The organism is Comamonas granuli NBRC 101663 (genome assembly GCF_000739995.1).
GTDB lineage: Bacteria > Pseudomonadota > Gammaproteobacteria > Burkholderiales > Burkholderiaceae_C > Simplicispira > Simplicispira granuli.
Window position 1 is genome coordinate 43,307 of record NZ_BBJX01000007.1, and the last position, 23,224, is coordinate 66,530.

Consider the following 23,224-nt stretch of genomic DNA (forward strand, 5'->3'; position numbering starts at 1 on the left):
GGGTGTGTTCTGCAGTGTAGGGGCGATTGTGCGCCCTGGGTAGACAGGACGCATAATGCCTTTCGTCTCTGTGTCAACGCCGCTCGCGACCCTCGCCGGCTACTTTTGTTCCGCATTCTGGGCCGTGATGTGAAACCATTGTTCGTGCACCAGCTTCCTATCGGCCAGCGCATTGCTCTTGCGCTGGCCCTGCCCATCGCGGGGTTGCTCTTCTTCGCCTTTTGGGTCTTGCTGGGCCAGCAGCGCGTGGCCGGGGAGATGCGCGCCTTGCGCGAAATGGCCGAACTGGCCACGGCCGTGAGCCGCCTGGTGCACGAGCTGCAGCGCGAGCGCGGTCTGTCGGCGGCCTTTCTGGGGACCCAGGGGAACGATTTCGCCGAGTGGCGTGCGGCGCAGCAAACGCAGACCGACGCCCAGTTGACCCAGTACGAGGAGGCCTTGCAGGCCGATGGCCTGGGCCGCTTCGATGCCTTGCTGGGCCCGCGCCTGGATCGGGCACGCGAGCAACTCACGCTGCTGGGGGCATGGCGTGCCCAGGCCGGACAGCTGCAGGTGAGTGACGAGGAGCAGACCGCGCGCTACAGCGCCGCCATCCATGAGCTCATTGCCATCGTGCGCGAAATGCACCTGGTGGGCGCGCTGCCCTGGGCGTCGCGCGCCATCGGCGCCTATGTGAGCCTCATGCAGGCCAAGGAACTCGCGGGCATGGAGCGTGCGGTCGGGGCCATGTACTTCGCTGCGCCCCGGGCGCAAGCCTCTGCGCGCGAGGCCTTCGTGGCCCTGGCCAGCCGCCAGTCCCTGTACCTGGAGCAGTTCCGCACCCAGGCCGATCCGCCGCAGGTGGCGCTGCTCGATACCTTGCTGGCCGATTTGCGGCTGGCCGAGATCGAGCGCATGCGCGCCCAGGTGCATGTGCGTGCCCCGGCCGCGCAGCGTGCGGGCGGCAGCGCCGCGCTGCAGTGGTTCGATGCCATGACCTGGAAGATCGACCAGTTCCAGCAGGTCGAGGCCCGCGTGGCGCAGGACCTGGTGGCCGCCTCGCGCGAGGCGGAGCGCGCGGCGGGCCAGGCGGTGTTCTCCGCCGGCCTGGTGGTGCTGCTGGTGCTGGGCCTGGCGATGGTGCTGGCCGGCGCGCTGGCGCGCGGCATCATCCTGCCGATCCGCCGCATCACCGAGGCCATGAACCGCCTGGCCGCGCCCGATGCGCGCGATGCGCACGTGCCCATCCTGGACCAGGAGCGCGGCGACGAGATCGGCGACATGGCGCGTGCCACGCTGGTGTTCCGTGACAATGTGGCGCGCATCGCCCAGGCCGAGGAGCGGCTGCGCAGCGCCCTGGCCCTGCGCCTGCACCACGAGGCGCTGCAGGCCATCTCCCAGGGGGTGCTCATCGTGGACGCCCAGGGCCTGGTCACCTTCTGCAACCCTGCGCTGTGCGCCATCACGGGCCGTGCGCTGCAGGACATCGTGGGCCAGGCGCCCGATTTCCTCTGGGGCGATGAGCGTGCGCGTGCCCAGTTGTGGGAGGGGGCCGCAGGCCAGCCCTGCGTGGGCCAGGGCCAGCGCCGCGACGGCACGCCGTTCTGGTTCGAGGCGGTGGTCAACCCCGTGCAGGACGGCGAGGGCGGGGCCACGCACCGCGTCGTCGTGCTGCGCGACATCACCGAGAGCCGCCGCGTGGAGCAGGAAATGCGCATCGCCGCCACGGCGTTCGAGTCGCTGCACGGCATGATCGTCACCGATGCGCAGACCCACATCCTGCGCGTGAACCGCGCCTTCACCGCGATGACGGGCTACGGCGCCGAGGAAGTGGTGGGGCGCAAGCCGTCGATGTTCCAGTCCGGCCGCCACGATGCGCAGTTCTACGCCGACATGTGGCGCGCGCTCAAGGAGCGCGGCGCGTGGTTCGGCGAGATCTGGGACCGGCGCAAGGACGGCGCCATCTACCCGCTGCTGCAAAGCATTTCCGCCGTGCGCAACGACGAGGGACAGGTGACGCACTACGTGGCCGCCTTCGCCGACATCAGCGAGCGCAAGGAGGCCGAGGAAAAGATCCGCCACCTGGCGTTCTACGACCCGCTCACGCACCTGCCCAACCGGCGCCTGCTGCTCGACCGCCTGCAGCACGCCATGGCGCTGAGCGAGCGCATGGGCAGCCATGGGGCGCTGATGTTCATCGACCTGGACCAGTTCAAGTCGCTCAACGACACCCTGGGCCACGACGTGGGCGACCTGCTGCTGACCGAGGTGGCGCGGCGCCTGCAGGAGACCGTGCGCGCCAGCGACACGGCGGCGCGCCAGGGGGGCGACGAGTTCGTCGTCATGCTCGAAGACCTCGCCCCCGATGCGGTCGAGGCCGGCGCCCAGGCGCGCGCCGTGGCCGAGAAGCTGCTCGCCGTGCTCAACCAGCCCTACCAGCTCGCCGGCCGCGAACTGCGCAACACCCCGAGCATTGGCGTGACGCTGTTCCGCGGCCAGGAGACCAGCCTGGACGCCCTCATGCGCCAGGCCGACCTGGCCATGTACCAGTCCAAGACGGCCGGACGCAACATGCTGCATTTCTTCGACCCGCAGATGCAGGAGGCCGTCACCCAGCGCGTGCAGATGGACACCGAACTGCGTGCGGGCCTGGAGCGCGGCGAGTTCCGCCTGCACTACCAGCCCCAGGTCGATGCGCACGGGCGCATCCTGGGCGCCGAGGCCCTGCTGCGCTGGATGCACCCGCAGCGCGGCACCGTGCTGCCGGGCGAATTCATTGCCCTGGCCGAGGAGACGGGCCTGATCATTCCGCTGGGCCAGTGGGTGCTCGAGGAAGCCTGCAGGCAGCTGGCCCAATGGAGCGCCAGCGCAGCCACGGCGCCGCTGGTGCTGTCGGTGAACGTGAGCGCGCGCCAGTTCCATCAGCCCGATTTCATCGCCGGCGTGCTCCAGGCGCTGCAGCAGACGGGCGCCCCGGCCACGCGCCTGCGCCTGGAGCTGACCGAGAGCCTCATGCTGCACGACGTGGAGGGCGTGATCGCCAAGATGCAGGAACTGCGCGCCCATGGCGTCGGCTTTGCGCTCGACGACTTCGGCACGGGCTACTCGTCCCTGTCCTACCTGCGCCGCCTGCCGCTGGACGTGCTCAAGATCGACCGCGCCTTCGTGCGCGACATCGTTACCGAACCGAACGTGGCCTCCATCGCGCACGGCATCGTGCGCCTGGGGCAGTCGCTGGGCCTGAGCGTGGTGGCCGAAGGGGTCGAGCAGCCCGGGCAGTTCGACGTACTGCAGCGCCAGGGCTGCACCGGCTACCAGGGCTATTTGTTCGGCCGCCCCGTGCCCGCGCAGGAATTGCGCCTGCCCTCTGAGAACCTATGAACCCATTGCATCTTTTTCTGCCCTGCGCCGCCGGCGTCGAGGGCTATCTGGCCGACGAGGCGCACCGCATCACCGGCCTGGCAGGCCAGGACCTGCTCACCGGTCGCGGCGGCGTGCTGCTGCGCGCCTCCTGGCGCGACGCCCTGCGGCTGAACCTGCACAGCCGCCTGGCGCAGCGCGTGCTGGTGCGCCTGGCCCAGCGCCCCTGCCAGCAGGAGAACGACATCTACGAACTCGCCGCCGGCGTTGCCTGGGAGGCCTGGTTCACGCCGCGCCAGAGCTTTCGCGTCGAGGTCACGGCGCAGCACAGCCCGCTCAAGAGCCTGAACTTCGCCGCCCTGCGCGTCAAGGACGCCGTGGCCGACCGCTTCCGCGCCAAGGGCGGTGTGCGCCCGGACGTGGACACCCAGCGGCCCGACGTGCGCATCCACCTGCACCTCACGCGCGACGAGGCCACGGTCTACATCGACACCTCGGGCGAGCCCCTGTTCAAGCGCGGCTGGCGCGCCGACAAGGGCGATGCGCCGCTCAAGGAAACCCTGGCCGCGGCCATGCTCGCCGCCACGGGCTGGGACCCGCATGGCCCCGCGCCCCAGCCCCTGTACGACCCCTGCTGCGGCAGCGGCACCGTGGTCATCGAGGCGGCGCAGATTGCCTGCCGCATCGCCCCGGGCCTGCTGCGCCGCTTTGCCTTCGAGAAACTCCTGCCCTTCCAGGCGCATGTCTGGGATGCTATGAAAACAGAAGCTGCTGGCGCACGCCAGGAAAGCCCCGTAGGCATATTTGGCAGTGATATTTCGCACCGCATGGTGGACTTCGCCCAGCGCAATGCCGAGCGCGCCGGCGTGGCGCAGGCCGTGCAGTTGCGCGGCGGCGACGCCCTGCAGCGCATGCCGCCCTGCGCCCAGCCCGGCGTGCTGCTGCTCAACCCGCCCTATGGCGAGCGCATCGCCGCCGCGGGCGCGGCGGGGCAGAACGCGGCAGAGCGCGCCGTGCTGCGCGCCCAGGGCGCCGCGCCCGGGCGCGAGACGGCGCAGACCGAGGACGGCGGCGAGTTCTTCAGCCAACTGGCCAGCCACTGGAAGAAGCACTACGCGGGCTGGACGGCCTGGATGCTCACGCCCGACCTCAAGCTGCCGGGCCGCATGCGCCTGAAGGAGTCGCGCCGCGTGCCGCTGTGGAACGGGCCCATCGAATGCCGCCTGTTCCGCTTCGACATGGTGCCGGGCGCCGCGCGCGCGCCGGCGCCGGGCGCGCAGGCGGGAGCGGCCGATGGCGCCTGAGCCTGCGCAGACCGCCGCCGGCGGGCAGAGCGTGGTGCTGGACACCAACATCGTGCTCGACCTGCTGGTCTTTGCCGACGCGGCCACCCAGCCGCTGCAGCGCCTGCTGGCGGCGGGCGCGCTGTGCTGGATCGCCACGCCCGCCATGCGCGCCGAACTCGCGCGCGTGCTCGGCTACCCGCAGATCGCGCCGCGCCTGGCCTACTACGGCCTGAGCACCGCGCAGGTGCTGCAGGCCTTCGATGCGCAGGCCCGCACCGTGGCGCCGGCGCCGCGCGCCAGCGCCGTGTGCAAGGACCCGGACGACCAGCAGTTCATCGACCTGGCCGTGCAGCATGGCGCCCTGCTGCTGAGCAAGGACGGCGCCGTGCTGCGCCTGCGCAAGCGCCTGCAGGCCCTGGGGGTGGTGCTCAACCCGGCGCTGGCGGCCTAGGCGGCACCCCGGCCTCAGTCAAAGCCGCGCATCTCGCCCCAGGCCTCGAAGGGATCGCGCTCGCTGCGCCACTGGTTGATGGGCGCACTCTCGTCGCGCCAGCCCAGCGCCAGGCCGGCAAACAGCATGCGCTCGGGCGGCAGGCCGAGGAAGTCACGCACGGGCTGGGCGCAAAACGCCCAGTATTCCTGCGCGCAGGTGTCCAGGCCCTGCGCGGTGGCCAGCAGCATCACGGTCTGCAGGTACATGCCCAGGTCGGCCCACTGCGGCGGGCCCATGCGGCGGTCCACGCTGAGGAAGATGCCCACCGGCGCGCCGAAGAAGGTGGCGTTCTTGGCCATCTGCTGCAGGCGCGCGGCCTTGTCCTCGCGCGGGATGCCGATGGCGGCATACAACTGCTCGGCATTGCGCCAGCGCCGCGTGCGGTAGGGCTCCCACAGCTCGGGCGGGTAGACGGCGTATTCGGGCGGCACCTGCAGCGGTGCGGCGGCCACGCGCTGCAGCAACTGCGCCAGCGGCGCGCCGGCCAGGGCGTGCACATGCCAGGGCTGCAGGTTGCCGCCCGAGGGCGCGCGCGCCGCGCCCTCCAGGATGGCGCGCACCACCGCGGCGCTCGGCGGGTCGGGCTTGAAGGCGCGCACCGAGGTGCGCCGCGCGACGGCTTCGCTCACATCCATGGCGGGTCTCCTGAAAATGGGCATGCGCCAGTGTGCCGCAGCGGGGTGCGCGGCGCTGTCACGCCGGCGGCGCGGGGGCGAGCAGGTCGTATGCGGCGCGTGCGCGCTGCAGGTCGCGGCCCAGGCGGCGGTCGGCCGGCAGGTGGCGCAGCCAGGCCAGGCGCGCGGCGCTGGCGGCCAGCACGGTGCGCACGGCCGGGCTGCGCTGGCCCAGCCAGGCGGCCCAGTGCGCGCGCGCGGCGTCCAGGGCGCCGCCCTCGCGCAGGTACAGCGCGCTGGAATGCGCGTAGCACAGCAGATCGCGCGCCTGGCACAGCGCCAGCGGCAGGCTGGCGGCGGGGTCGTCCTCGAAGTCGATGTAGCCGATCACCCCATCGGGGCAGCGCACCAGGTTGCGCGCAAAGGCCTGGCTCAGGCAGGTGCCGGCGGCGTGCACGCAGTCCAGCGCCTGCAGGCCCTGCAGCCACGGCGCCTGCACGGCAGCCGGGCCCTGGGCGGCGGCGGCGCGCAGCTCGTCGTCCAGCGTGGGCGTGGCCTCGCCGGCGTGCCCCAGGTGCAGCAGCAGCAGGCCGTCGGCCTCCTCGGCCAGCACCGCGGGTACGCGCAGGCCGCGCGCGCCCAGGTCGCGCAGGCGCCGCGCCTCGGTGGCGATGGCCGCGCGCCCGCCCAGGTTGGGCACGGGCCGCAGCACCTCCAGCCGGGTCAGCCAGGCGAGCAGGCCCAGCAGGCGGTAGCGCCCCATGCCGTGGCGCGGGCCGGCCTTCTTGAGCCACACCTGCCCGTCGTCCAGGCGGTAGCTCTGCACATTGCCATGCTGCAGCGGCAACTGCGCGTGCAGGAAGCGGGCGTGGCCGCAGGCGGCGGACCATGCCGGGGGCGGGGCGGAGGCGTTCATCGGGGCGCGGGGGCGGTGGCGGACAGCGGCGGGTGCGGACGGGCGTTGCCGCCCCGGGGGCTACACTTGCCGCCATGTGCGGACGCGCCCCCGGCGGGCATCATAAAAGCCTTTGCGCCGCACCGAACCGAAAGCTCTCCATGACCCCTTCCACCGACGCCGGCAGCAGTGCTCCGGCTCTGAGCAGCGACGAGCTCGACGAACTCGACGCCATCCTGGACGACCTGCGCCAGCGCGGCGCGGGTGACATTCCGCAGTGGGAATTCTGCGACGGCTTTCTCACGGCGCTGGTATGCATGCGCCGCGCTGTGCCGCCGTCCGAGTACCTGCCCGCACTGCTGGGCGATGGCGCGCCGGCGGCGGATGCGCTCGCGCCCGAGGCCCTGGGCTTTGCCGATGCGGCGCAGCAGCAGCGCTTCATGGCGCTGTGGCAGCGGCGCTGGGACGAGGTGACGCGCCAGCTCGACACCGAGGTCGACAGCCTGGACCAGGACGAGGCCCTGGTGCCGGCCACCTTCGACCTGCGCGGCGCCCTGGCCATGCTGCCCGAAGACCAGCGCGCCGAGGCGCAGGAGCAGGGGCCGGTGCCGGCCTTTGCGCAGATCTGGGCGCTGGGGTTTCTGTGCGCCGTGGACGTCTGGCCCGAGGAGTGGGCCGCGCCGCGCGACAAGGAGACTGCGCAGTGGCTGGACGAGGCCCTGGGCCACATCGAGGCGCTCACCCAGGACGACACCGGCGTGCCCGCGTACAGCATGTTCGACGACGACGCCCCGCCCAGCGTGAGCCAGGCGCGCCTGGACGCGTTTGGCGAGGCCATCTGGGCGGTGTACGACCTGCGCCAGCTCTGGCAAAGCCTGGGGCCGCGCCAGGAGCCCGTGGTCAAGCCGGCTGCGCCGGGGCGCAACGACCTGTGCTGGTGCGGCAGCGGCAAGAAGTTCAAGAAGTGCCATGGCGCCTGAGCGGCCACGCGCGGCCTGAGGCGCTGCGCAGGGCGGGTGCCGCCCTCAGGGCTGGCGCGCCCGGGCCAGGATGCGCCCGTGCACGATGTCGCGCTCGGCCGGGTGGGCGTTGATGAGCTCCAGCAGGGCGTCCGGGGGCAGCTCCATGCACTTGCGCCGGTCCTTCTTGACCGGGATGGTGCGCCAACCCGACAGCAGCATCCAGTTCCACAGATCGCGCGGGATGCGCTGGTTCACGAGCATGCGCACCTCGCCGCGGATCACGTAGGCCCCTTCGGGCGGCGTGGGGCCGGCCGGCGGACTGCGGCGCTTCTGGCGTATGGACAAAACCGTGCGTATCAGGTCTTTCATGGCGGGAATCCGTTATTTTTTTGCCAATGAAGAAGGCCGCAGCATAGCCGAATGCCGCGGGCGCCGGTCAGGCCGCCAGGGGCGGCGCGCGCAGGGCGTCGATTTGTTCGCGCAGCAGGGCCACCTGGCCGCGCCAGTAGTCGGGCGTGCCGAACCACGGAAAGTGGATGGGAAACGCCGGGTCGCTCCAGCGGCGCGCGAGCCAGGCGCTGTAGTGGATGAGGCGCAGCGTGCGCAGGGGCTCGATGAGCGCGAGCTCGCGGCGGTCGAAGGCGCGCAACTGCTCGTAGCCGTCGAGCAGCGCGGCCAGTTGCTGCGTGCGCTGGTGCCGGTCGCCCGCGAGCAGCATCCACAAATCCTGCACGGCCGGGCCGGTGCGCGCGTCGTCCAGGTCCACGAAATGCGGCCCGCCCGGGTCGCTGTCGCCCGGCGGCGTCCACAGGATGTTGCCGGGGTGGCAGTCGCCGTGCAGGCGGATGGGGGTGGCATCTTCCAGGTGAAAAATGGCTCCATCACTTGTGCAGTAAGAGCCAGCAGCTATTAAATTGATAGCTTCGGTGCAGGCCTCGCGCCAGGCCGTGCGCACTTCGGGGGCGATGGCGCCGTGCGCCAGCAGTGCCTCGCGCGGCTCCACGCCCAGGTGCTGCACGTTCAGCGCGGGCCGGTGCACGAACGCCTGGCGCGCGCCCACGGTGTGCAGGCGCGCCAGGAAGCGGCCTATCCACTCCAGGGTCTGCGGGTCCTGCAGTTCGGGCGGGCGGCCGCCGCGCCAGGGGCTGACGGAAAACACGAAACCCGCGTGCGCATGCAGCGTGCGCCCCGCCAGCACCAGGGGCGCCACCACGGGCACCTCGGCGGCGTCGAGCTCGGCGGCGAAGGCGTGCTCCTCCAGGATCTGGGCCGTGCTCCAGCGTCCCGGCCGGTAGAACTTGGCGACCACGCGGCGGCCGTCCTCCAGCACGGCCTGGTAGACGCGGTTTTCATAGGAGCCCAGCGCCATGAGGCGGCCGTCGCCGTGCAGGCCGGCGTGCGCCAGGGCGTCGAGGACCACGTCGGGCGTGAGGGCGGCGTAGGCGTGCGGGGCCGTATCGGGTGGGTGCATGGGGCCGATTGTGGGGGAAGGCGGTGGTGCCCGGGGCGTGGCCCTCAGGGCGCGGCGCGCGCGAACAGCCTGCTGCGTGCGGCCGCGGTGATGGCGGCCACGGCCGGGTGGGTGATGCGCCGCTCGACGGAGATCGCGTAGAACTCCTCCAGCAGGTCGTCCGCCGTGCCCAGCCACTGCACCTGGTATTGCTGCGCGACCTCCTCGGCCAGCACGGCGGGCGCGGCGAACACGCCCTGGCCTTCGCGGCCGAAGGCCTTGAGCAGGGCGCTGTCGTCGAACTCGGCCGCCACCGCGGGTGCCAGCGCGTGTTGGCGCAGCCAGGCGTCAAGGCGCGGGCGCAGCGCCGCCGGCGCGCTGGGCAGCAGCAGCGGCAGATCGGCCAGGCAGGCGGGAAAGCTCTGGCGCGCGCGCCGCACCGTCCAGCCGGTGGCGCGCAGCAGCCGGGGCGCCGCAAAAAACGCCACGCCCGAGCGCCCGAGCAGGTGGGTGTAGACGCGCACGCTCAGGCTGGCGGGCGCGGGCACGTCGGAGACGACCAGGTCCAGCCGGTGCACCGCCAGCTCGCCCAGCAGACTGGTCAGTCCGCCCTCGTGGCAGGCCAGCCGGGGCGGCTCGGGCAGCGCCATGGCCGGCTCCAGCACGTGGAAGGCCACGGCCTTGGGCACCGGGTCGGCAATGCCCACGCGCAGCACCGCCGTGCGCCGCGCGTCGCGCCCCGTGGACAGGGCGTCCTGCAGCGCCGCGCCCAGGGCGAAGATCTCGTCGGCATAGCGCATGACCAGGCGGCCCGCATCGGTGGGCTCCACGCCACGCCCCGCCTTGCGCAGCAGCGGCTGGCCGACACGCTCCTCCAGCAGCTTGATCTGGCCGCTGAGGGTTTGCGGCGTGAGGTGCAGCTGCTCGCTGGCGCGCACGATGCCGCCGGCGCGCAGCACGGTCCAGAAGTAGTGCAGGTGTTTGTAGTTCATGGCGGAGACGTTGCGGTTTTATCGAAGTATCAAATGAATTTTCTGATTTTTTTCTGATCGATGCATGCCTACAGTGCACCCATGGCCACCGCTTTGAAGGAGTTCCCATGAAATGCCCGCACTGCCCCAGCACCACGCTGGTCATCGCCGAGAGGAACGGCATCGAGATCGACTACTGCCCGCAATGCCGCGGCGTCTGGCTCGATCGCGGCGAGCTGGACAAGCTGATCGAGCGCTCGCTGCGCGGCGCACCCCCGTCCCACGGCAACCTGGGCTATGAGCACACCACGGCGCGCCGGCCGCGCAAGACGTCCTGGCTCAGCGACATCTTCGACTGATGCCCCGACCTCTTTCCCCTGAGACTCTGCTTTTTCCCTCATGACTGCATTCCTGCTCACCCCCTTCCTGGGCCAGGCCGTCTGGCTCTGGCTGGTGTTTGCCGCCGTGGTGGTGGCGCTGCTGGCACTGGACCTGGGCGTGCTGCACCGCGACGACCACGAGATCGGCGTGCGCGAGAGCCTGTGGCTGTCGGGCGGCTACATCGGCGCGGCCACGCTGTTCGGCGGCTGGCTCTGGTGGCAGCTCGGCACGCAAAGCGGCATCGACTACTTCACGGGCTTCCTGATCGAGAAGTCGCTGTCCATGGACAACGTGTTCGTGATCGCGATGATCTTCTCGTTCTTCGCCATCCCGCGCCAGTATCAGCACCGCGTGCTGTTCTGGGGCATCCTGGGCGTGATCGTGCTGCGCGCGCTCATGATCGGCCTGGGCGCGGCGCTGGTGACGCAGTTCTCGTGGGTGCTGTACCTGTTCGGCGCCTTCCTGGTGGCGACGGGCATCAAGATGCTCTGGATGGCCGATCACACGCCCGACCTGGAGAAGAACCCGCTGCTGCGCTGGCTGCGCGGCCACCTGCGCGTCACGCCCGGGCTGCACGGCAAGGCCTTCTTCGTGCGCGCACCGCACCCGGCCACCGGCCGCGCCGTGACCTGGGTGACGCCGCTGTTCCTCGCGCTGTGCATGGTGGAGTTCGCCGACCTGATCTTCGCCGTCGACTCCGTGCCCGCGATCTTCGCCATCACCACCGACCCGTTCATCGTCTACACGAGCAACATCTTCGCCATCCTGGGCCTGCGCGCGCTGTACTTCGCGCTGGCGGCCATGATCCACCGCTTCGCCTACCTCAAGTACGCGCTGGCCCTGGTGCTGGTGTTCATCGGCGGCAAGATCTTCCTGGTCAACCTGGTGGGCAAGATTCCCTCGCTCGTGAGCCTGGGTGTCACGGTGGGCCTGATCGCGGGCGGCGTGCTCGTCTCGCTGTGGAAGACGCGCGGCGCGGCCGCCGGCACGCCGGAGGTGCAGGCCGGCACGCCGCACGCGCCGCGGCCTTGATGCCGGCCCTGGGGCGGGGCCCCGCTCGCGCTGGCGTGCGCGTCACTCGCCGCTGGCGTGGCCCTGCAACTGGTTGAAGGGCAATTGCTGCTTGACCAGGATGACCGTGCAGGGCGCGTCGCGCGCCACGCGGATGGGCACGGTGTCGATGAAGCGCTGCAACTGCAGCCCGTGCGTGGCGGCGCCCAGGATCATGAGGCCCACGCGGTTGCCCTCGGCATAGCGCACCAGGGCCTGGCCCACGTCGCCGGCCTCCAGCACGTGGTAGCTCACGCTGTGGCCCGCCAGCGGCAGGGGCTGCGCCCACTGCTTGAGGCGCGCCAGGTGCATGCGGTGCAGGGTGGTCTCGCTGCGCTCGCTGTCCGAGGTGCTGCTGGCCGAGGGCGAGAGCACCGTCACGCAGGCCAGGCGCGCGCCCGGGCGTATGCCCAGCGAGCGTGCCACGGCCTCGCGCAGCGAGTACAGCGTGGCGTCCTGCACGTCCTCGTGCGGCACGGCCACCATGACGATGGGTGCCTGCTCGATCTGGTTCTTGGGCAGGGGGCTGGGCTGGTAGTGCATGCCCGCGGCCTTGACCCAGCGCTTGAGGTGCTTGCCCAGGCTGGGCCCCTGGGTGCGCTGGCCGCGCTCGGTGATGGCCACCTGCCCGGGGTTGGCCAGGTCGAAGGCCAGGTGTGCGGCCGAGGGGTAGCGATTGGCCGCCTCGGCCTCCAGGCAGCGCAGGATGATCTCCTGCAGCCATTCGGGCAGGTCCGGGCGGTGTGCGCGCGGCGGCGGGGGCGTCATCCACAGGCGCTGGCGCAGGCCGCCCTGCGTGGTGGGTGCGCCAAAGGGCAGTTCGCCCGTGGCGAGTTCGTAGAGCATCACGCCGATGGCGAAGATGTCGCTGCGCAGGTCGCCGCGCACGCCCACCACCTGCTCGGGCGCGATCCAGGCGGGCGAGCCCACGGCCTTGCGCATCTCCTCGGCCAGCAGGTCGGGGTAGTGCGCGTGGCAGGAGAGGCCGAAGTCCAGCAGCACGGCGCCGCCGTCGGGCTTGATGAGCACGTTGCCCGGCTTGAGGTCGAGGTGGCAGCAGTTCTGCTGGTGCAGGCTGTGCGCGGCCAGCGCCATGGCGGCGCCCAGCTGTGCGATGCGGGCGGCGTCCGGGCGCTCGGGCAGGTCCAGCCAGTGCTGTAGCGTCTGGCCGTGCACGTACTCCATGACGATGTAGGGCAGGTGCAGCAGGTCGCCGGCGGCCACGAAGCGCGGTACATGCGGGCCGCTGAGCGCGGGCAGGATTTGCAGCTCCACCTCGAAGCTCACGATGTTCTCCGCGCCGTCGCCGGCCGTCATGCGCGGGATCTTCATGGCCAGCGGAAAGCCCGGGTCGCGCGCGCGGCTGGCGTATTCCACGGCGTAGATATGCGCCATGCCGCCGGCATGGATGCATTCGCGCACCACGAAGCCGTCGACCTCGGTGCCGGGTTCGAGCAGCTTCACCGGCCGGCCTCCAGGCGGTCGGCGAAGAAGGCGGGCAGCGGCGTGCTGCGGATGGTGGCGGCCGCGGCCGCATGGTCGTAGGGCACGCGGTGGAAGGTGATGCTGCAGGCCTGCTCGTCGAACAGGGCGTACATGGCGCGCGCGTCGCGGTCGCGCGGCTGGCCCACCGAGCCGACGATGGCCAGCCACTGCCGGTGCATGGGCACGGGCACGGGCACGCCGGGCTGTGGCGTAAAGCGCATGAGCTTGGCCGTGGGCGTGAGGAAGTACAGCGCCTGCTCGTGCACATGGCCGCTGAACACGTAGCGGATGGACGGGTCCAGGATGCTCGCGGCCGACATGCTGCGCTCGGCGGCGCTGCCGTCCTCCACGTAGTACCAGCGCTCGGGCTGGTCGGCGCTGGCATGCACCAGCAGCGCGTAGGCCCCCAGGCGCGCCGTCAGCGGCTGGGCGGCGAGGAATTCGCGCTGCGCGGGGCTGAGCTGCTCGTGCGTCCAGAGCGCGCTTTGTTCGCCCAGGTGCGCTGCCTGCGCCGGCGGGGTGACGGCGGCCACGTCATGGTTGCCGCGCACGATGAGCGCGCCCTCGCGCGCCAGGGCCATGGCCTGCTCGACCACGGCCACGGGGTCGCCGCCGTAGCCGACCAGGTCGCCCAGCAGGGCGAATTGCTGCGCCCCGTGGGCGCGGGCGTGTTCGATGCAGGCGGCAAAGGCCTGGCGGTTGGCGTGGATGTCGGACAGCAGGGCGAATTTCATGATGGCTCCAGAGGCCCATCATCGCGTGCCAAGCTGAGGGCAAGCTTGCGCCGCAACCTAGGGAAAACCAGGAGATGCGCACGGCCCGCTGCCGTGCCCCGCCCGGACCGCGTTCAGGGCGGCGGTGCGCCGGCCTCCAGGCTGCGCCAGGCCGCTTCCTGCAGCGCCTGCGGCAGCTCCTGCGCCAGGGCCGAGTGCTCGCGCTCGTGGTGGTGCTCCAGCACGTGGCGCAGCGCGTGCACCGCGTCGAGCAGGAACAGCGCGGCGCGCCGCTGGGCCTGGGCGTCGCGCGGCGGCTGGGCGAGCACGGCCTGCAGGCGCTCGGCGTACTCGTCGGCCAGCAGGGCGATGCGCTCGTGCTCCAGCCGGTACACGCGCGCCGCCCAGCGCGCGCCCTCGGGCACGTGGGGCAGCAGCAGGGTGTCTTCCACCTCGATGTGCCGCGCCAGCCCGGCGCGCCAGCGCTGCAGGCCCTGCTGGGCGCTGGCAAAGTCGCAGCCCACCACGTCGAGCAGGTGGGCATGCAGTTGCGCATCCAGCTGCTCGTGCTGGCGTGCGAAGTGGCGGGCCGGGTCGGCGCTGGTGGTCATAAGGCAAAAAAGAGCTGCAGCGCTCTTCCATCAAGCGCTGGCAGCTCCCATTTTAGTAGCGATTGCGGGCTCAGGGCGCCAGGGTCAGCGTCACGTTGACGTTGCCGCGCGTGGCGTTGGAGTAGGGGCAGACCTGGTGCGCTGCGTCCACCAGGGCCTGGGCGGCGGCGCGCTCCATGCCGGGCAGGTGCACCTGCAGGCGCACGGCGATGCCATAGCCGCCGGTGATGGGGCCCAGGTCCACTTCGGCGTCCACGGCCACGTCCTGCGGCACGGCGATCTTCTGCATGCCGCCCACGGCCTTGAGCGCGCCGATGAAGCAGGCGGAGTAGCCGGCGGCGAACAACTGCTCGGGGTTGGTGCCGGTGCCCGAGGTGCCGGGCGAGGACAATTTCACGTCCAGACGCCCGTCGTCGGTGCGCGAGGCGCCGTCGCGTCCCCCGGTGGTGTGGGCGCGGGCGGTGTAGAGAACTTTGTCGAGGGTGGCCATGGTGCTTTCCTTTGCGGGTGGTGCCCGGGGCGGGCGGGAGGGAATCGGTGGGTTCAGGCCTGGCCGAGCTGGGCGCGCAGGGCCTGGAGCTGGCGCGTCAGCGCCTGCAGTTCGGGCAGGGCGGTGCGGCTGCTGCGCAGCACGCAGGCGGGCACGCTCTCGGCCTCGTCGCGCAGCGCGCGGCCCCGGGGGGTGAGGCGGATGCGCACGCGGCGCTCGTCCTGCGGGTCGCGCTGGCGCGCGACCAGGTCCGCGGCCTCCAGGCGCTTGAGCAGCGGCGTCAGCGTGCCCGAGTCGAGGAACAGGCGCTCGCCGAGCTCGGACACCGTGGGTCCGTCCTGCTCCCACAGCACCAGCATCACGAGGTACTGCGGGTAGGTCAGGCCGATGGCATCGAGCAGCGGCTTGTAGAGCTTGGTCATCGTCAGCGAGGTCGAATACAGCGCAAAGCACACCTGGTTGTCGAGCCACAGGAGGGGGGGGCTGGGGCGGTCGGTGGCGTGTTCGGCGGTAGACATAAAAAAATTATCGCAAACAATTAAATTGTGTGCAATTAAATTGCAAAAACTTTGTCAGCAGTGTGGAATTGGCGCCGGGGTGCGCGCCATGCGTGTGCATGGGCGCACCTGGGCGCGCGTTCAGCGGCCGCTGAACTGCGCGGGCCGCCGTTCGACGAACGCGCGCACCCCTTCGGCGGCATCAGCGCTGTTGGCCAACTGCTTTTGCACGGGAACGAAGTCCGCCACCGCCGCCGCCTGGCCTTGCTCAATCGCCTTGAGCACATTGAGCCGGGTGGCCACCACCGCCAGCGGCGCCTGGGCGGCGATGCGCCGGGCAATGGCCAGCGCCTCGTCCAGCTCCTGGCCTGCAGGGACCACCTTCTGCACGAAATTCAGGCGCAAGGCCTCGGCGCTGTCGAACTCGTCGGCGGTCAGCAGGTGCAGCAGCGCATTGCCGGCGCCGGCACGCTCGGCCATGCGCAGCGTGGCGCCGCCCGTGGCCATGATGCCGCGCTGCACCTCCATCTGCGAGAAGCGGCAGTTGTCCGACGCAACCACGATGTCTGCGCCCAGCATGAGCTCAATGCCCACCGTGAAGCAAATGCCCTTGACGGCCACCACCATGGGTTTGGTGCGGCGCCGGTAGCCGGGCTGGCCGAAGTCGTGTGGCTCCACCAGGCCTTCGGGAATGGCCTTTTCGCCGCGCTGCATATAGGCGGTGACGGCGGGCAGGTCCAGGCCGCCCGTGAAGTGATCGCCAAACGCATGCAGCACACCCACGCGCAGCGCGGGATCGTCGTCCAGGCGCGTATAGGCCTCGGCCAGTTGGCGGAACATGGCCGGCGTCCAGCCGTTGCGCTTGGCCGGACGGTTGATGCCGATCAGCAGAATGTGCCCGAGCACTTGGGTGTCGATGCAGCCTTCGGGCGGTGGGACGGTGGGAGGGGCGATGGCCAAGGCGCAAGACATGGTTCGGAATTCCTTTTCGTGCGGGAGGGCGGTGGGGCTGCGTCAGGCGGCGCCCAGCTCCTGGGTGTACAAATCCTTCTTCGAGAGCTTGCCGACGGCCGTCTTGGGCAGTTCGGCGCGCAGCTCCAGGGCATGCGGCATTTCGTGCTTGCCCAGGTACTCGCCAAGAAAGCCGCGCAGTTGCTCGAGCGTGAGCGGCGCGCTGCCCTCCTTGAGCTTGACGAAGGCCTTGGGCGACTGGCCGCGATAGGCATCGGGCACACCGATCACGATCACCTCCTCCACGGCGGGATGGCGGTAGATGGCTTCCTCGATGTTGCGCGGGTAGACGTTGAAGCCGCCGCAGATGATCATGTCCTTGGTGCGGTCGACGATGTAGACGAAGCCTTCCTTCGTCATGTAGCCGATGTCGCCGGTGCGCAGATAGCCGTCGGCGGTCATGGCCTCGCGGGTCGCCTCGGGGTTGTTCCAGTAGCCCTTCATGACATTGGGGCCGCGGATGCACAGCTCGCCGTGCGTGCCCAGCGGCACCTCGGCCTGCTGGTCGAGACTGATCACCTTGACCTCAACGCCCGGCACAGGAATGCCACAGGAGCCCGCACGGTGCGAACCGACGCCGGGCGAGGCCGTGGCCATGGTGCACGACTCCGTCATGCCCCAGCCTTCCTGCAGCCGGCACTGCGCCAGGCGCACGAATTTCTGGAACACCTCGGCCGCGATGGGGGCGCCGCCCGAGTTGCAGAACTTGAGCGAGGACAGGTCTGTGCGGCCAATGTCCGGGTGGCCGGTGAAGGCCACGTACATGGTCGGCACGCCCAGAAAGACGCTGACCTTGCTGGCCACGATTTCGTCGAGCACCGCCTGCAGGTCAAAACGCTGGTGCAGGATCAGCTTGGCGCCGATGCTCAGACCGAACAGCATGTTCACGACCAGCGAATAGATGTGGAACAGCGGCAGGACCGAAAGAAACGTCTCCTCGCCCTCGGCAAGCGTGCCGGCGCCCACCAGCGTGTGCCACACCTGCGACACGGCCGAACTCAGGTTCGCATGCGTGAGCATGGCGCCCTTGGGGTGGCCGGTGGTTCCGCCGGTGTATTGCAGCACGGCCACGGCATCCAGGGCGGGCGGCTGGGGCAGCGCAGCCCCGGCGGCCGGCGGGGCCGTGAGCAGGTCGGCGAAGCGCAGGCGCTGCGCGTCCCAGGCCACGGCATGCGTCTCCTGCGGGGCGCTGGCGCCGCCGAACTCGTTCACCGAGCCGACGATCAGGCCGCGCAGCCGCGTCGTGCCCAGAAACCCGTTCATCTTTGCGAACAAGGCGGGGGTATCCAGCGTCACGATGAAGTCGGTTGTGCTGTCGCCGATCTTGTGCTCCAGCGCAGCGCCGGCGTCCAGCGGCGAGTAATTCACCACGGTCGCGCCCGCCTTGAGCACCGCAAAGAAGCTGATGATGTAGTGCGGCGTGTTCGGCAGATAGAGCCCGACATGGGAGCCGGGCCCTATGCCCAAGCGAAGCAGTCCCTGCGCCATGCGGTCCGACAGGTCGGCCAGTTCGGCGTAGCTGAAGCTGCGGCCCTCGAAATGCAGCGCGCAGCGCGCCGGCCAGCGCGCGGCAGCGCCGTCCAGCATCTGCGGGAGCGCCAGTGTGCGCAGCGGCGCATTCCAACGGGTGCCGGGCGGATAGGTCTTGATCCAGGGATGTTCGCTCATGGCCGCCTCAAACGCCGTTGGGACGCTTCATGTCGCACTCATTGGGCAGCGTGAGCGACTGCGCCGACGATTCGGACTCCTTGATGAAGCCGTAGTCCGTGCCGTCAAAGCCCTTGGTGACGCGCTTGCCGTCGACCGGGTGGCTGGTGTAGATGATCTGCGGCGAAAGGAACTGGTGGTCGTCCTTGCGCATGGTCACGTCGCCCACCACGGACTTGTAGCTCAGGTTCTCCAGCGCCAGCGCGATCTTCAGCGGATCGGTGGACTTGGCCTTTTCGATGCCCTTTTGCAGCAGCTCCGTGCCGACCGACAGGCGCGCCAGGTAGAAGGGCTCCTGGTATTTCGCCTCGAAGGCCGTGGCCTGGGCCGTGAGCTCCGGATTGTTCGCGCCGGGATACCAGTCGCCGACCATGCTGAGCTGGACGGTCTTGGCGGCGGACAGGGCGATCATGGTGGACTTGTTGGCGCTGGAGTGCGTCAGCACGCGCAGCTTGTAGCCCGATTCGCCGGCCGCACGGATCATCAGCGCCATGTCGTTGCCCCAGTTGCCGGAGACCACCGTGTCGGCACCGGCGGCGCGCATCTTGGCGATGTAGGGCGCAAAGTCCTTGACCATGCCGGTGGGAAAGAAGTCCTCGCCCACGAACTGGACGTCGGGGCGCGCGGCGCCGATCAGCTTCTTGCCGTAGGCGGTCCATTGGCGGCCGAAGCTGTAGTCGGGATTGAGGAAGTAGACCTTCTTGATGTCGGCCGACTTCTTCACGAACTCGCTCATCGCCTTCATGCGCATTTCCACCTGCGCATCCGTCAGGAAGTGCCAGAACGAGCATTGCTTGCCCACCAGGTCCGGGTCGTAGCCGCCATAGTTGAAGACCAGCACCTGCTTGTCCGGATTGCGTGCGTTGTTGCGATTGGCGGCGGCGACCACGGCCGATGCTGCGGCCGATCCGCCGCCCACGAACACGGCCTTGACGCCGGCACCCACGGCGGCCTGCAGCGCCGCCTGGCTTTCTGCCGTCGAGAGCTTGTTGTCGTAGGCCAGCACCTCGAGCTTGATGCCGTTGATGCCGCCGCGCGCATTGATCTGGTCGGCGGCGAAGCGCAGGTGGTTTTCAAAGATCTTGCCCACGTCGGCCATCGGTCCGCTCAGCGGATCGATCATGCCGATCTTGAATGTCTCCTCGGCGTGGGCGAACGTGCAAGCAGCAGCAACCATCAGCGCATACAACGCTTTCTTCTTCATCGAATGTCTCCGGCAGGTAGTGAATAAATCAGAAGCCGGGACGATTGAAGCATCGGCGGTCGCGGACGGTCAGTCATGCATGCGACTGGCGGTGCGCGCGCGCGGCGTGCTGCGGTCACCCAGGTGATTGACGCATGGCGGCACGCCGGTACGGGTGCCGCTCGGGCGCGGCCTCGGGGGTGGGGGGAGCGCAGGCGCCGGGCAGCAGGCGCTGGTGTGACGCGCGCCGCGCAGCTCGGGCGCGGCGGGAGGGAGCCGGGTGCGGCGGGGCTGCGTGCTGCCGCGCCCTGCAGGGGCGCCCAAGCGCCGCCTGGAGGGAGTGCGATCAGTACTGGTAAACGCCCCGGCCCGTCTTGCGGCCCAGGCGGCCGGCGGCCACCATCTCGCGCAGCAGCAGGCAGGCGCGGTACTTGCTGTCGCCGAACTCGGCGAGGTACACGTCCATCACGGCCAGGCACACGTCCAGGCCCACCATGTCGGCCAGGGCCAGCGGGCCGATGGGCTGGTTGCAGCCGAGCTTCATGCCGGCGTCGATGTCCTCGGGCGTGGCCAGGCCTTCGGCGAGCACGAAGAAGGCCTCGTTGATCATGGGCACCAGGATGCGGTTGACCACGAAGCCGGGGGCGTTCTTCACGGTGATGGGGCTCTTGCCCAGCGCCACGGCGAGCTGCTTGACCGCCTCGTGCGTGGCATCGCTGGTCTGCAGGCCGCGGATGATTTCCACCAGCGCCATCATGGGCACGGGGTTGAAGAAGTGCATGCCGATGAAGCGGTCGGCACGGCTGGTGGCGGCGGCCAGCTTGGTGATGGAGATCGACGAGGTGTTCGAGGCAATGATGACCTCGGGCGCGACGATGCCGTCCACCTGCTGGAGGATTTTGAGCTTGAGTTCGTAGTTCTCGGTGGCCGCCTCGATGACGAGCTGGGCGGCCTGGAGGTCCTCGTAGCGGGTCGAGGTCTGGATGCGCGCCAGGGCTGCATCCTTGTCGGCCTGGGTGATCTTTTCCTTCTTGATCAGGCGGTCCAGGCTGCCGGCGACGGTGGCCAGCCCCTTCTGGACGGCCGCGTCGGAGATGTCGACCATGACGACGCGGATGCCGGAAACCGCGCAGGCCTGGGCAATGCCGTTGCCCATGGTGCCGGCGCCGATGATGCCAACCGTGGTGATGCTCATAAGAAATGCTCTCGTAAAAGTGAAACAACAAGCGCCATCGTAGCGGCATTGGCCCCGCGGCCCGGCATGCACCCGTGGCAGGCGGCGGCGCGCGCCGGTGTGATGCATTTCACGAAATTGGCGGGCGAAGGCGTTTTTAAGAAATCGATAGGGTTCAGTTAAGGGATTTTTAGCAGCGCGGCGCGGCCCCGGTTCCTAGACTTTCCGGTATGGCTGCGGGTGCATGGGGCACCCGGCCTGGCGCGGCACCAGTCCGCGCCACCGCAGGCCCGCAGGGCCAGGAAAGACACTGATGAAAATCGATACCCGCGAAATTGCCGAAATCGCCGCCGCCCAACCCGCCGTGCCGCGCGAGAACCTGTACGCCGGCATCCACAAGGCCTTGCGCGCCTTCATGGCCGACACCTTGCTGGGCCTGGGCCGCCTGGATGTGGATGACGAGCTGGAGTTCACCCAGGGCTGCCAGCGCGTGGCGCAACTGCTGGACCTGTGCCAGGCCCATCTGGAGCACGAGAACCGCTTCATCCACCCCGTGATCGAGGCGCGCGCCGCAGGCGCCAGCCAGACGGCCGGGGATGAGCACCAGGGCCATGAGCAGGCCATCCAGCGCCTGGCGCGTGCCCTGCACGGCCTGACGGCGTGCGCACGCGGCGCGCGCGCGGCGCACGCGCATGCCCTGTACCACGAGCTGGCGCTGTTCGTGGCGCACAACTTCGAGCACATGCACCTGGAAGAAACGGCGCACAACGCGGCGCTGTGGCAGCACTACACGGACGCCGAGCTGCAGGCCGTGCATGGCGCGCTGGTGTCCTCCATCCCGCCGGGCGAGATGATGCTGGTGATGCGCTGGATGGTGCCCTTCATGGCGCCGGCCGAGCGCCTGGGCCTGCTCGCCGGCATGCGCGAGCAGGCGCCGGCCGAGGCCTTCGGCGCCGTGCTGGATGTCGTGCGCCCGCACCTCACGGCGCGGGAATGGGACAAGCTTATGGCGGGCCTGGGCATGGGCCTGACCGGCGCGGGCCTGCAGTGAGCGATCAGCCCGCCTGTTCCTCGAGCAGTACCGGGCAGGCCACGCACAGGCGCAGGCGCCCGCGCCCGGTCTTCTCGATGCGCATGGGCGGGGCGTTCTCCTGCAGGCGGCGCTGCAGCAGCAGCAGGCGCGCCTCCAGGTTGTCGGCCACGTCGGGCAGGCGGATCGAGGGGTCCAGCCGCAGCTCGCGGTTGGTGAAATCGGTGCGCCCGGCCTGCGTGTAGTCGCGCAGCAGCTTCCAGAAGATGGCGCCCGCCACGCCCTTGATGAGGTAGTCGCCGTCGATGAAGATGCTGTCGTTCGACGCATAGTGGCGCACGCGCACGGGCGCGCCGCCCACGGCGGGCGCGGGCGCGGCCGCGGGTGCGGGGGGCGCCTCGCTGCTGTCGGGCGCGGCCTGCAGCAGGTCGATGGCGGCGCCCAGGTGACCGGCCAGCGCGACCAGCAGGTCCTCGTCCTCGAAGTCGAAGGCCATGTCGCGCGCACTCTCGACGAACAGCACGCCCAGCACGCGCCCTGCCGCCACCATGGGCACGGCAAGCTGGCTGTGCGGCTCGGGCAGGCCGGGGTAGGGGATCTCGGTGCCCGGCGCCAGTGCCGGGCCGTCCGCGCTGCCGGCCTGCAGGCTGCTGCGCATGGCGTGGCTGTAGAGTGCGGCGTGCGCCATGTGGTTGATGCGCACGGGGGTGTTTTCGCGCGCGGCCACGCCGATCACGCCATGCCCCAGCGCAATCTCCGAGCCCACGCCCGAGGTGGCGTAGCCGCAGCTCGCCACGGTGTAGAGGCGCTGGGCCGGCGCGTCCAGCAGCAGCACCATGGCGTGCGCTATGCCCAGCGCCTCGCGCAGGCAGGCCAGTGCGGTCTGCAGCAGCTCGTCCAGACCGGTGCAGGCGGCCATGCGCTCGCTGCACTGGCGCAGGCGGTGCAGCAGCCCGGTGCGGCAGGGCGGGGGCGGCAGGCCCTCGCCGTCGATGGCGTCGATGTGCTCCACGGCATACACGTCCGAGCCCTTGAGGCGGAACACCTCGGCCATGCCGCTGTGCGAGGCGATGCCCGCCAGCCGCGCCTTCATGCTCTCGAACAGCGGACCGTGGGTTTCGGTGCGCAGATAACGCAGGTGCAGGCGGTAAAAGCGCGCCGTCACCGGGTCGAGCACCAGCACCGAGGCCTGCGGATGGGCCAGGATGTTGGCGCGCGTCTTGTTGAAGAACTGGAAGGACAGGGCCACATGGCCCTCGTCCACGTAGACCACCTGCGAGATGTAGGCCACGTTGGGCGTGCCGTCGCTGGCGCAGGTGGCCATGACGGCCGGGATGGCGCCTTCCAGGCAGGGGCGGATGCTGTGCAGCGAGGGGGCGGTCATGGCGTGGGCGTGGAGGGCTGCAGGGGCGTGCCGGCGCGCGGACCGGGCGTCTGGTCAAAGGCCGCCTCGGGGCTGAACTGCACCGCCACCACGTCCTCCAGCGGGGCCGAGAGCATGGCGGCGACAAAGGCAGGCCCGTAGCCCACCTGGGCCAGCTCGTGTTGCATGGACGCCAGGTAGCGCTGCAGCAGCGGCAGGTCGGCGGGGCCGGCCGGGCGCTGCGTGGCCGTGCGCGCCTTGAGCTGCAGCGTGCGGTGCGTGGGCGGCTCGCTGAACACCACGGCCAGGCCGCCGCCGGCAGCGATGTCCTGCAGCAATTGGCGCGACTGGCTGCGCCGCAGGTAAACCGTGACCTGCGTGCCCCCGGGGTCGATGGCGCTGCCCACGCCGCGCATGATGCTGGGGCGCAGCGCCGCGTCGCGCGAGGCCACGATCACCGAGACGCCACGGTCCACCATGGCGATGTGCTGGGGGTTGAGCAGGGCGGGCGGGGACATG

At 70.3% G+C, this 23,224-nt stretch carries 23 protein-coding genes; 7 read left to right on the forward strand and 16 right to left on the reverse strand.

Annotation, left to right across the window (positions count from 1 at the left end):
• The first annotated feature begins 144 nt into the window (after nt 1-144).
• Genes CGR01S_RS16165 through CGR01S_RS08880 form a run of 3 tightly spaced genes read left to right on the forward strand, consistent with a single transcriptional unit; the run spans nt 145 to nt 5,076 of the window.
• Entirely contained in the window at nt 145-3,360 is a 3,216-nt protein-coding gene (locus CGR01S_RS16165) for an EAL domain-containing protein (protein WP_156967536.1), read from the forward strand.
• Entirely contained in the window at nt 3,357-4,643 is a 1,287-nt protein-coding gene (locus CGR01S_RS08875) for a THUMP domain-containing class I SAM-dependent RNA methyltransferase (protein WP_042425438.1), read from the forward strand. The genes CGR01S_RS16165 and CGR01S_RS08875 overlap by 4 nt, the downstream gene beginning before the upstream one ends.
• Entirely contained in the window at nt 4,633-5,076 is a 444-nt protein-coding gene (locus CGR01S_RS08880; protein WP_042425440.1) for a putative toxin-antitoxin system toxin component, PIN family, read from the forward strand. The genes CGR01S_RS08875 and CGR01S_RS08880 overlap by 11 nt, the downstream gene beginning before the upstream one ends.
• A 14-nt stretch (nt 5,077-5,090) precedes the next feature.
• Here CGR01S_RS08880 and CGR01S_RS08885 read toward each other — a convergent pair whose 3' ends face one another.
• Nucleotides 5,091-5,753 carry a nitroreductase gene (locus CGR01S_RS08885; protein ID WP_042425443.1) on the reverse strand — a complete coding sequence of 221 codons (663 nt, stop codon included), beginning with the start codon at nt 5,751-5,753 and terminating at the stop codon, nt 5,091-5,093.
• Between the two features lie 58 nt (nt 5,754-5,811).
• Entirely contained in the window at nt 5,812-6,648 is an 837-nt protein-coding gene (locus CGR01S_RS08890) for a hypothetical protein (protein ID WP_042425446.1), read from the reverse strand.
• Between the two features lie 140 nt (nt 6,649-6,788).
• On the opposite strand from CGR01S_RS08890, the gene CGR01S_RS08895 reads away from it, so the two are divergent.
• A complete protein-coding gene (locus CGR01S_RS08895; protein ID WP_042425448.1) occupies nt 6,789-7,607 on the forward strand; it encodes a YecA/YgfB family protein in 819 nt (272 codons plus the stop codon).
• A 45-nt stretch (nt 7,608-7,652) separates the two neighbouring features.
• On the opposite strand, the gene CGR01S_RS08900 is transcribed toward CGR01S_RS08895, so the two are convergent.
• The 3 genes from CGR01S_RS08900 to nhaR all read right to left on the reverse strand — a co-directional run bounded on the left by CGR01S_RS08900 (nt 7,653) and on the right by nhaR (nt 10,031).
• Nucleotides 7,653-7,958 carry a hypothetical protein gene (locus tag CGR01S_RS08900; protein WP_042425451.1) on the reverse strand — a complete coding sequence of 102 codons (306 nt, stop codon included), beginning with the start codon at nt 7,956-7,958 and terminating at the stop codon, nt 7,653-7,655.
• Nucleotides 7,959-8,025: 67 nt separating this feature from the next.
• Nucleotides 8,026-9,060: a serine/threonine protein kinase gene (locus CGR01S_RS08905; RefSeq protein WP_042425453.1), complete on the reverse strand. Its 1,035-nt coding sequence runs from the start codon at nt 9,058-9,060 to the stop codon at nt 8,026-8,028.
• A 44-nt stretch (nt 9,061-9,104) separates the two neighbouring features.
• Nucleotides 9,105-10,031, reverse strand: a complete 927-nt coding sequence (nhaR, locus tag CGR01S_RS08910) for a transcriptional activator NhaR (RefSeq protein WP_042425455.1) — start codon at nt 10,029-10,031, stop codon at nt 9,105-9,107.
• Nucleotides 10,032-10,138: 107 nt separating this feature from the next.
• Here nhaR and CGR01S_RS08915 point away from each other — a divergent pair, with 107 nt between their 5' ends.
• A complete protein-coding gene (locus CGR01S_RS08915) occupies nt 10,139-10,369 on the forward strand; it encodes a TFIIB-type zinc ribbon-containing protein (protein ID WP_042425458.1) in 231 nt (76 codons plus the stop codon).
• 40 nt (nt 10,370-10,409) lie between these two features.
• Nucleotides 10,410-11,423, forward strand: a complete 1,014-nt coding sequence (locus CGR01S_RS08920; RefSeq protein ID WP_042425460.1) for a TerC family protein — start codon at nt 10,410-10,412, stop codon at nt 11,421-11,423.
• A gap of 42 nt (nt 11,424-11,465) precedes the next feature.
• Here the strand turns inward: CGR01S_RS08920 and CGR01S_RS08925 are convergent, their stop codons facing one another.
• From CGR01S_RS08925 to CGR01S_RS08965, 9 genes are all read right to left on the reverse strand, one after another.
• Nucleotides 11,466-12,905 (reverse strand): serine/threonine protein kinase, encoded by a 1,440-nt coding sequence (locus CGR01S_RS08925; protein WP_042425463.1) that lies wholly within the window; start codon nt 12,903-12,905, stop codon nt 11,466-11,468.
• Nucleotides 12,902-13,660, reverse strand: a complete 759-nt coding sequence (locus CGR01S_RS08930; protein ID WP_042425466.1) for a metallophosphoesterase family protein — start codon at nt 13,658-13,660, stop codon at nt 12,902-12,904. The genes CGR01S_RS08925 and CGR01S_RS08930 overlap by 4 nt, the downstream gene beginning before the upstream one ends.
• A 113-nt stretch (nt 13,661-13,773) precedes the next feature.
• Nucleotides 13,774-14,250 (reverse strand): hypothetical protein, encoded by a 477-nt coding sequence (locus CGR01S_RS08935; RefSeq protein WP_042425471.1) that lies wholly within the window; start codon nt 14,248-14,250, stop codon nt 13,774-13,776.
• A gap of 70 nt (nt 14,251-14,320) precedes the next feature.
• The gene (locus tag CGR01S_RS08940; RefSeq protein ID WP_042425476.1) at nt 14,321-14,740 is read right to left on the reverse strand and encodes an organic hydroperoxide resistance protein; all 420 of its coding nucleotides are present in this window, start codon (nt 14,738-14,740) and stop codon (nt 14,321-14,323) included.
• Between the two features lie 53 nt (nt 14,741-14,793).
• Entirely contained in the window at nt 14,794-15,258 is a 465-nt protein-coding gene (locus CGR01S_RS08945) for a MarR family winged helix-turn-helix transcriptional regulator (RefSeq protein WP_042425479.1), read from the reverse strand.
• Between the two features lie 120 nt (nt 15,259-15,378).
• Nucleotides 15,379-16,209: a crotonase/enoyl-CoA hydratase family protein gene (locus tag CGR01S_RS08950; RefSeq protein WP_042425482.1), complete on the reverse strand. Its 831-nt coding sequence runs from the start codon at nt 16,207-16,209 to the stop codon at nt 15,379-15,381.
• Nucleotides 16,210-16,251: 42 nt separating this feature from the next.
• Nucleotides 16,252-17,916, reverse strand: coding sequence for a long-chain-fatty-acid--CoA ligase (locus tag CGR01S_RS08955; RefSeq protein ID WP_042425485.1), 1,665 nt, complete (start codon nt 17,914-17,916; stop codon nt 16,252-16,254).
• A gap of 7 nt (nt 17,917-17,923) precedes the next feature.
• Nucleotides 17,924-19,159, reverse strand: coding sequence for a branched-chain amino acid ABC transporter substrate-binding protein (locus CGR01S_RS08960; RefSeq protein WP_042425487.1), 1,236 nt, complete (start codon nt 19,157-19,159; stop codon nt 17,924-17,926).
• Between the two features lie 325 nt (nt 19,160-19,484).
• Nucleotides 19,485-20,333, reverse strand: a complete 849-nt coding sequence (locus CGR01S_RS08965; RefSeq protein WP_042425490.1) for a 3-hydroxybutyryl-CoA dehydrogenase — start codon at nt 20,331-20,333, stop codon at nt 19,485-19,487.
• A gap of 292 nt (nt 20,334-20,625) precedes the next feature.
• Between CGR01S_RS08965 and CGR01S_RS08970 the strand changes: the two genes are divergently transcribed.
• Complete coding sequence (locus tag CGR01S_RS08970) at nt 20,626-21,363, forward strand: hemerythrin domain-containing protein (protein ID WP_042425497.1); 738 nt, start codon at nt 20,626-20,628, stop codon at nt 21,361-21,363.
• Between the two features lie 4 nt (nt 21,364-21,367).
• On the opposite strand, the gene CGR01S_RS08975 is transcribed toward CGR01S_RS08970, so the two are convergent.
• The gene (locus CGR01S_RS08975) at nt 21,368-22,726 is read right to left on the reverse strand and encodes a GAF domain-containing protein (RefSeq protein WP_042425499.1); all 1,359 of its coding nucleotides are present in this window, start codon (nt 22,724-22,726) and stop codon (nt 21,368-21,370) included.
• Entirely contained in the window at nt 22,723-23,223 is a 501-nt protein-coding gene (locus tag CGR01S_RS08980; protein WP_042425503.1) for a hypothetical protein, read from the reverse strand. The genes CGR01S_RS08975 and CGR01S_RS08980 overlap by 4 nt, the downstream gene beginning before the upstream one ends.
• Between the last annotated feature and the right edge of the window lies 1 nt (nt 23,224).

What these genes read in the sequence shown, in the direction of transcription:
- CGR01S_RS08960 (WP_042425487.1), bottom strand. Translation starts at nt 19,159, where the DNA reads ATGAAGAAGAAAGCGTTGTATGCGCTGATGGTTGCTGCTGCTTGCACG.
- CGR01S_RS08880 (WP_042425440.1), top strand. Translation starts at nt 4,633, where the DNA reads ATGGCGCCTGAGCCTGCGCAGACCGCCGCCGGCGGGCAGAGCGTGGTG.
- CGR01S_RS08915 (WP_042425458.1), top strand. Translation starts at nt 10,139, where the DNA reads ATGAAATGCCCGCACTGCCCCAGCACCACGCTGGTCATCGCCGAGAGG.
- CGR01S_RS08975 (WP_042425499.1), bottom strand. Translation starts at nt 22,726, where the DNA reads ATGACCGCCCCCTCGCTGCACAGCATCCGCCCCTGCCTGGAAGGCGCC.
- CGR01S_RS08890 (WP_042425446.1), bottom strand. Translation starts at nt 6,648, where the DNA reads ATGAACGCCTCCGCCCCGCCCCCGGCATGGTCCGCCGCCTGCGGCCAC.
- CGR01S_RS08970 (WP_042425497.1), top strand. Translation starts at nt 20,626, where the DNA reads ATGAAAATCGATACCCGCGAAATTGCCGAAATCGCCGCCGCCCAACCC.
- CGR01S_RS08930 (WP_042425466.1), bottom strand. Translation starts at nt 13,660, where the DNA reads ATGAAATTCGCCCTGCTGTCCGACATCCACGCCAACCGCCAGGCCTTT.
- CGR01S_RS08885 (WP_042425443.1), bottom strand. Translation starts at nt 5,753, where the DNA reads ATGGATGTGAGCGAAGCCGTCGCGCGGCGCACCTCGGTGCGCGCCTTC.
- CGR01S_RS08965 (WP_042425490.1), bottom strand. Translation starts at nt 20,333, where the DNA reads ATGAGCATCACCACGGTTGGCATCATCGGCGCCGGCACCATGGGCAAC.
- CGR01S_RS08935 (WP_042425471.1), bottom strand. Translation starts at nt 14,250, where the DNA reads ATGACCACCAGCGCCGACCCGGCCCGCCACTTCGCACGCCAGCACGAG.
- CGR01S_RS08955 (WP_042425485.1), bottom strand. Translation starts at nt 17,916, where the DNA reads ATGAGCGAACATCCCTGGATCAAGACCTATCCGCCCGGCACCCGTTGG.
- CGR01S_RS08920 (WP_042425460.1), top strand. Translation starts at nt 10,410, where the DNA reads ATGACTGCATTCCTGCTCACCCCCTTCCTGGGCCAGGCCGTCTGGCTC.
- CGR01S_RS08875 (WP_042425438.1), top strand. Translation starts at nt 3,357, where the DNA reads ATGAACCCATTGCATCTTTTTCTGCCCTGCGCCGCCGGCGTCGAGGGC.
- CGR01S_RS08905 (WP_042425453.1), bottom strand. Translation starts at nt 9,060, where the DNA reads ATGCACCCACCCGATACGGCCCCGCACGCCTACGCCGCCCTCACGCCC.
- CGR01S_RS08950 (WP_042425482.1), bottom strand. Translation starts at nt 16,209, where the DNA reads ATGTCTTGCGCCTTGGCCATCGCCCCTCCCACCGTCCCACCGCCCGAA.
- CGR01S_RS08945 (WP_042425479.1), bottom strand. Translation starts at nt 15,258, where the DNA reads ATGTCTACCGCCGAACACGCCACCGACCGCCCCAGCCCCCCCCTCCTG.
- CGR01S_RS08940 (WP_042425476.1), bottom strand. Translation starts at nt 14,740, where the DNA reads ATGGCCACCCTCGACAAAGTTCTCTACACCGCCCGCGCCCACACCACC.
- nhaR (WP_042425455.1), bottom strand. Translation starts at nt 10,031, where the DNA reads ATGAACTACAAACACCTGCACTACTTCTGGACCGTGCTGCGCGCCGGC.
- CGR01S_RS08980 (WP_042425503.1), bottom strand. Translation starts at nt 23,223, where the DNA reads ATGTCCCCGCCCGCCCTGCTCAACCCCCAGCACATCGCCATGGTGGAC.
- CGR01S_RS08895 (WP_042425448.1), top strand. Translation starts at nt 6,789, where the DNA reads ATGACCCCTTCCACCGACGCCGGCAGCAGTGCTCCGGCTCTGAGCAGC.
- CGR01S_RS08900 (WP_042425451.1), bottom strand. Translation starts at nt 7,958, where the DNA reads ATGAAAGACCTGATACGCACGGTTTTGTCCATACGCCAGAAGCGCCGC.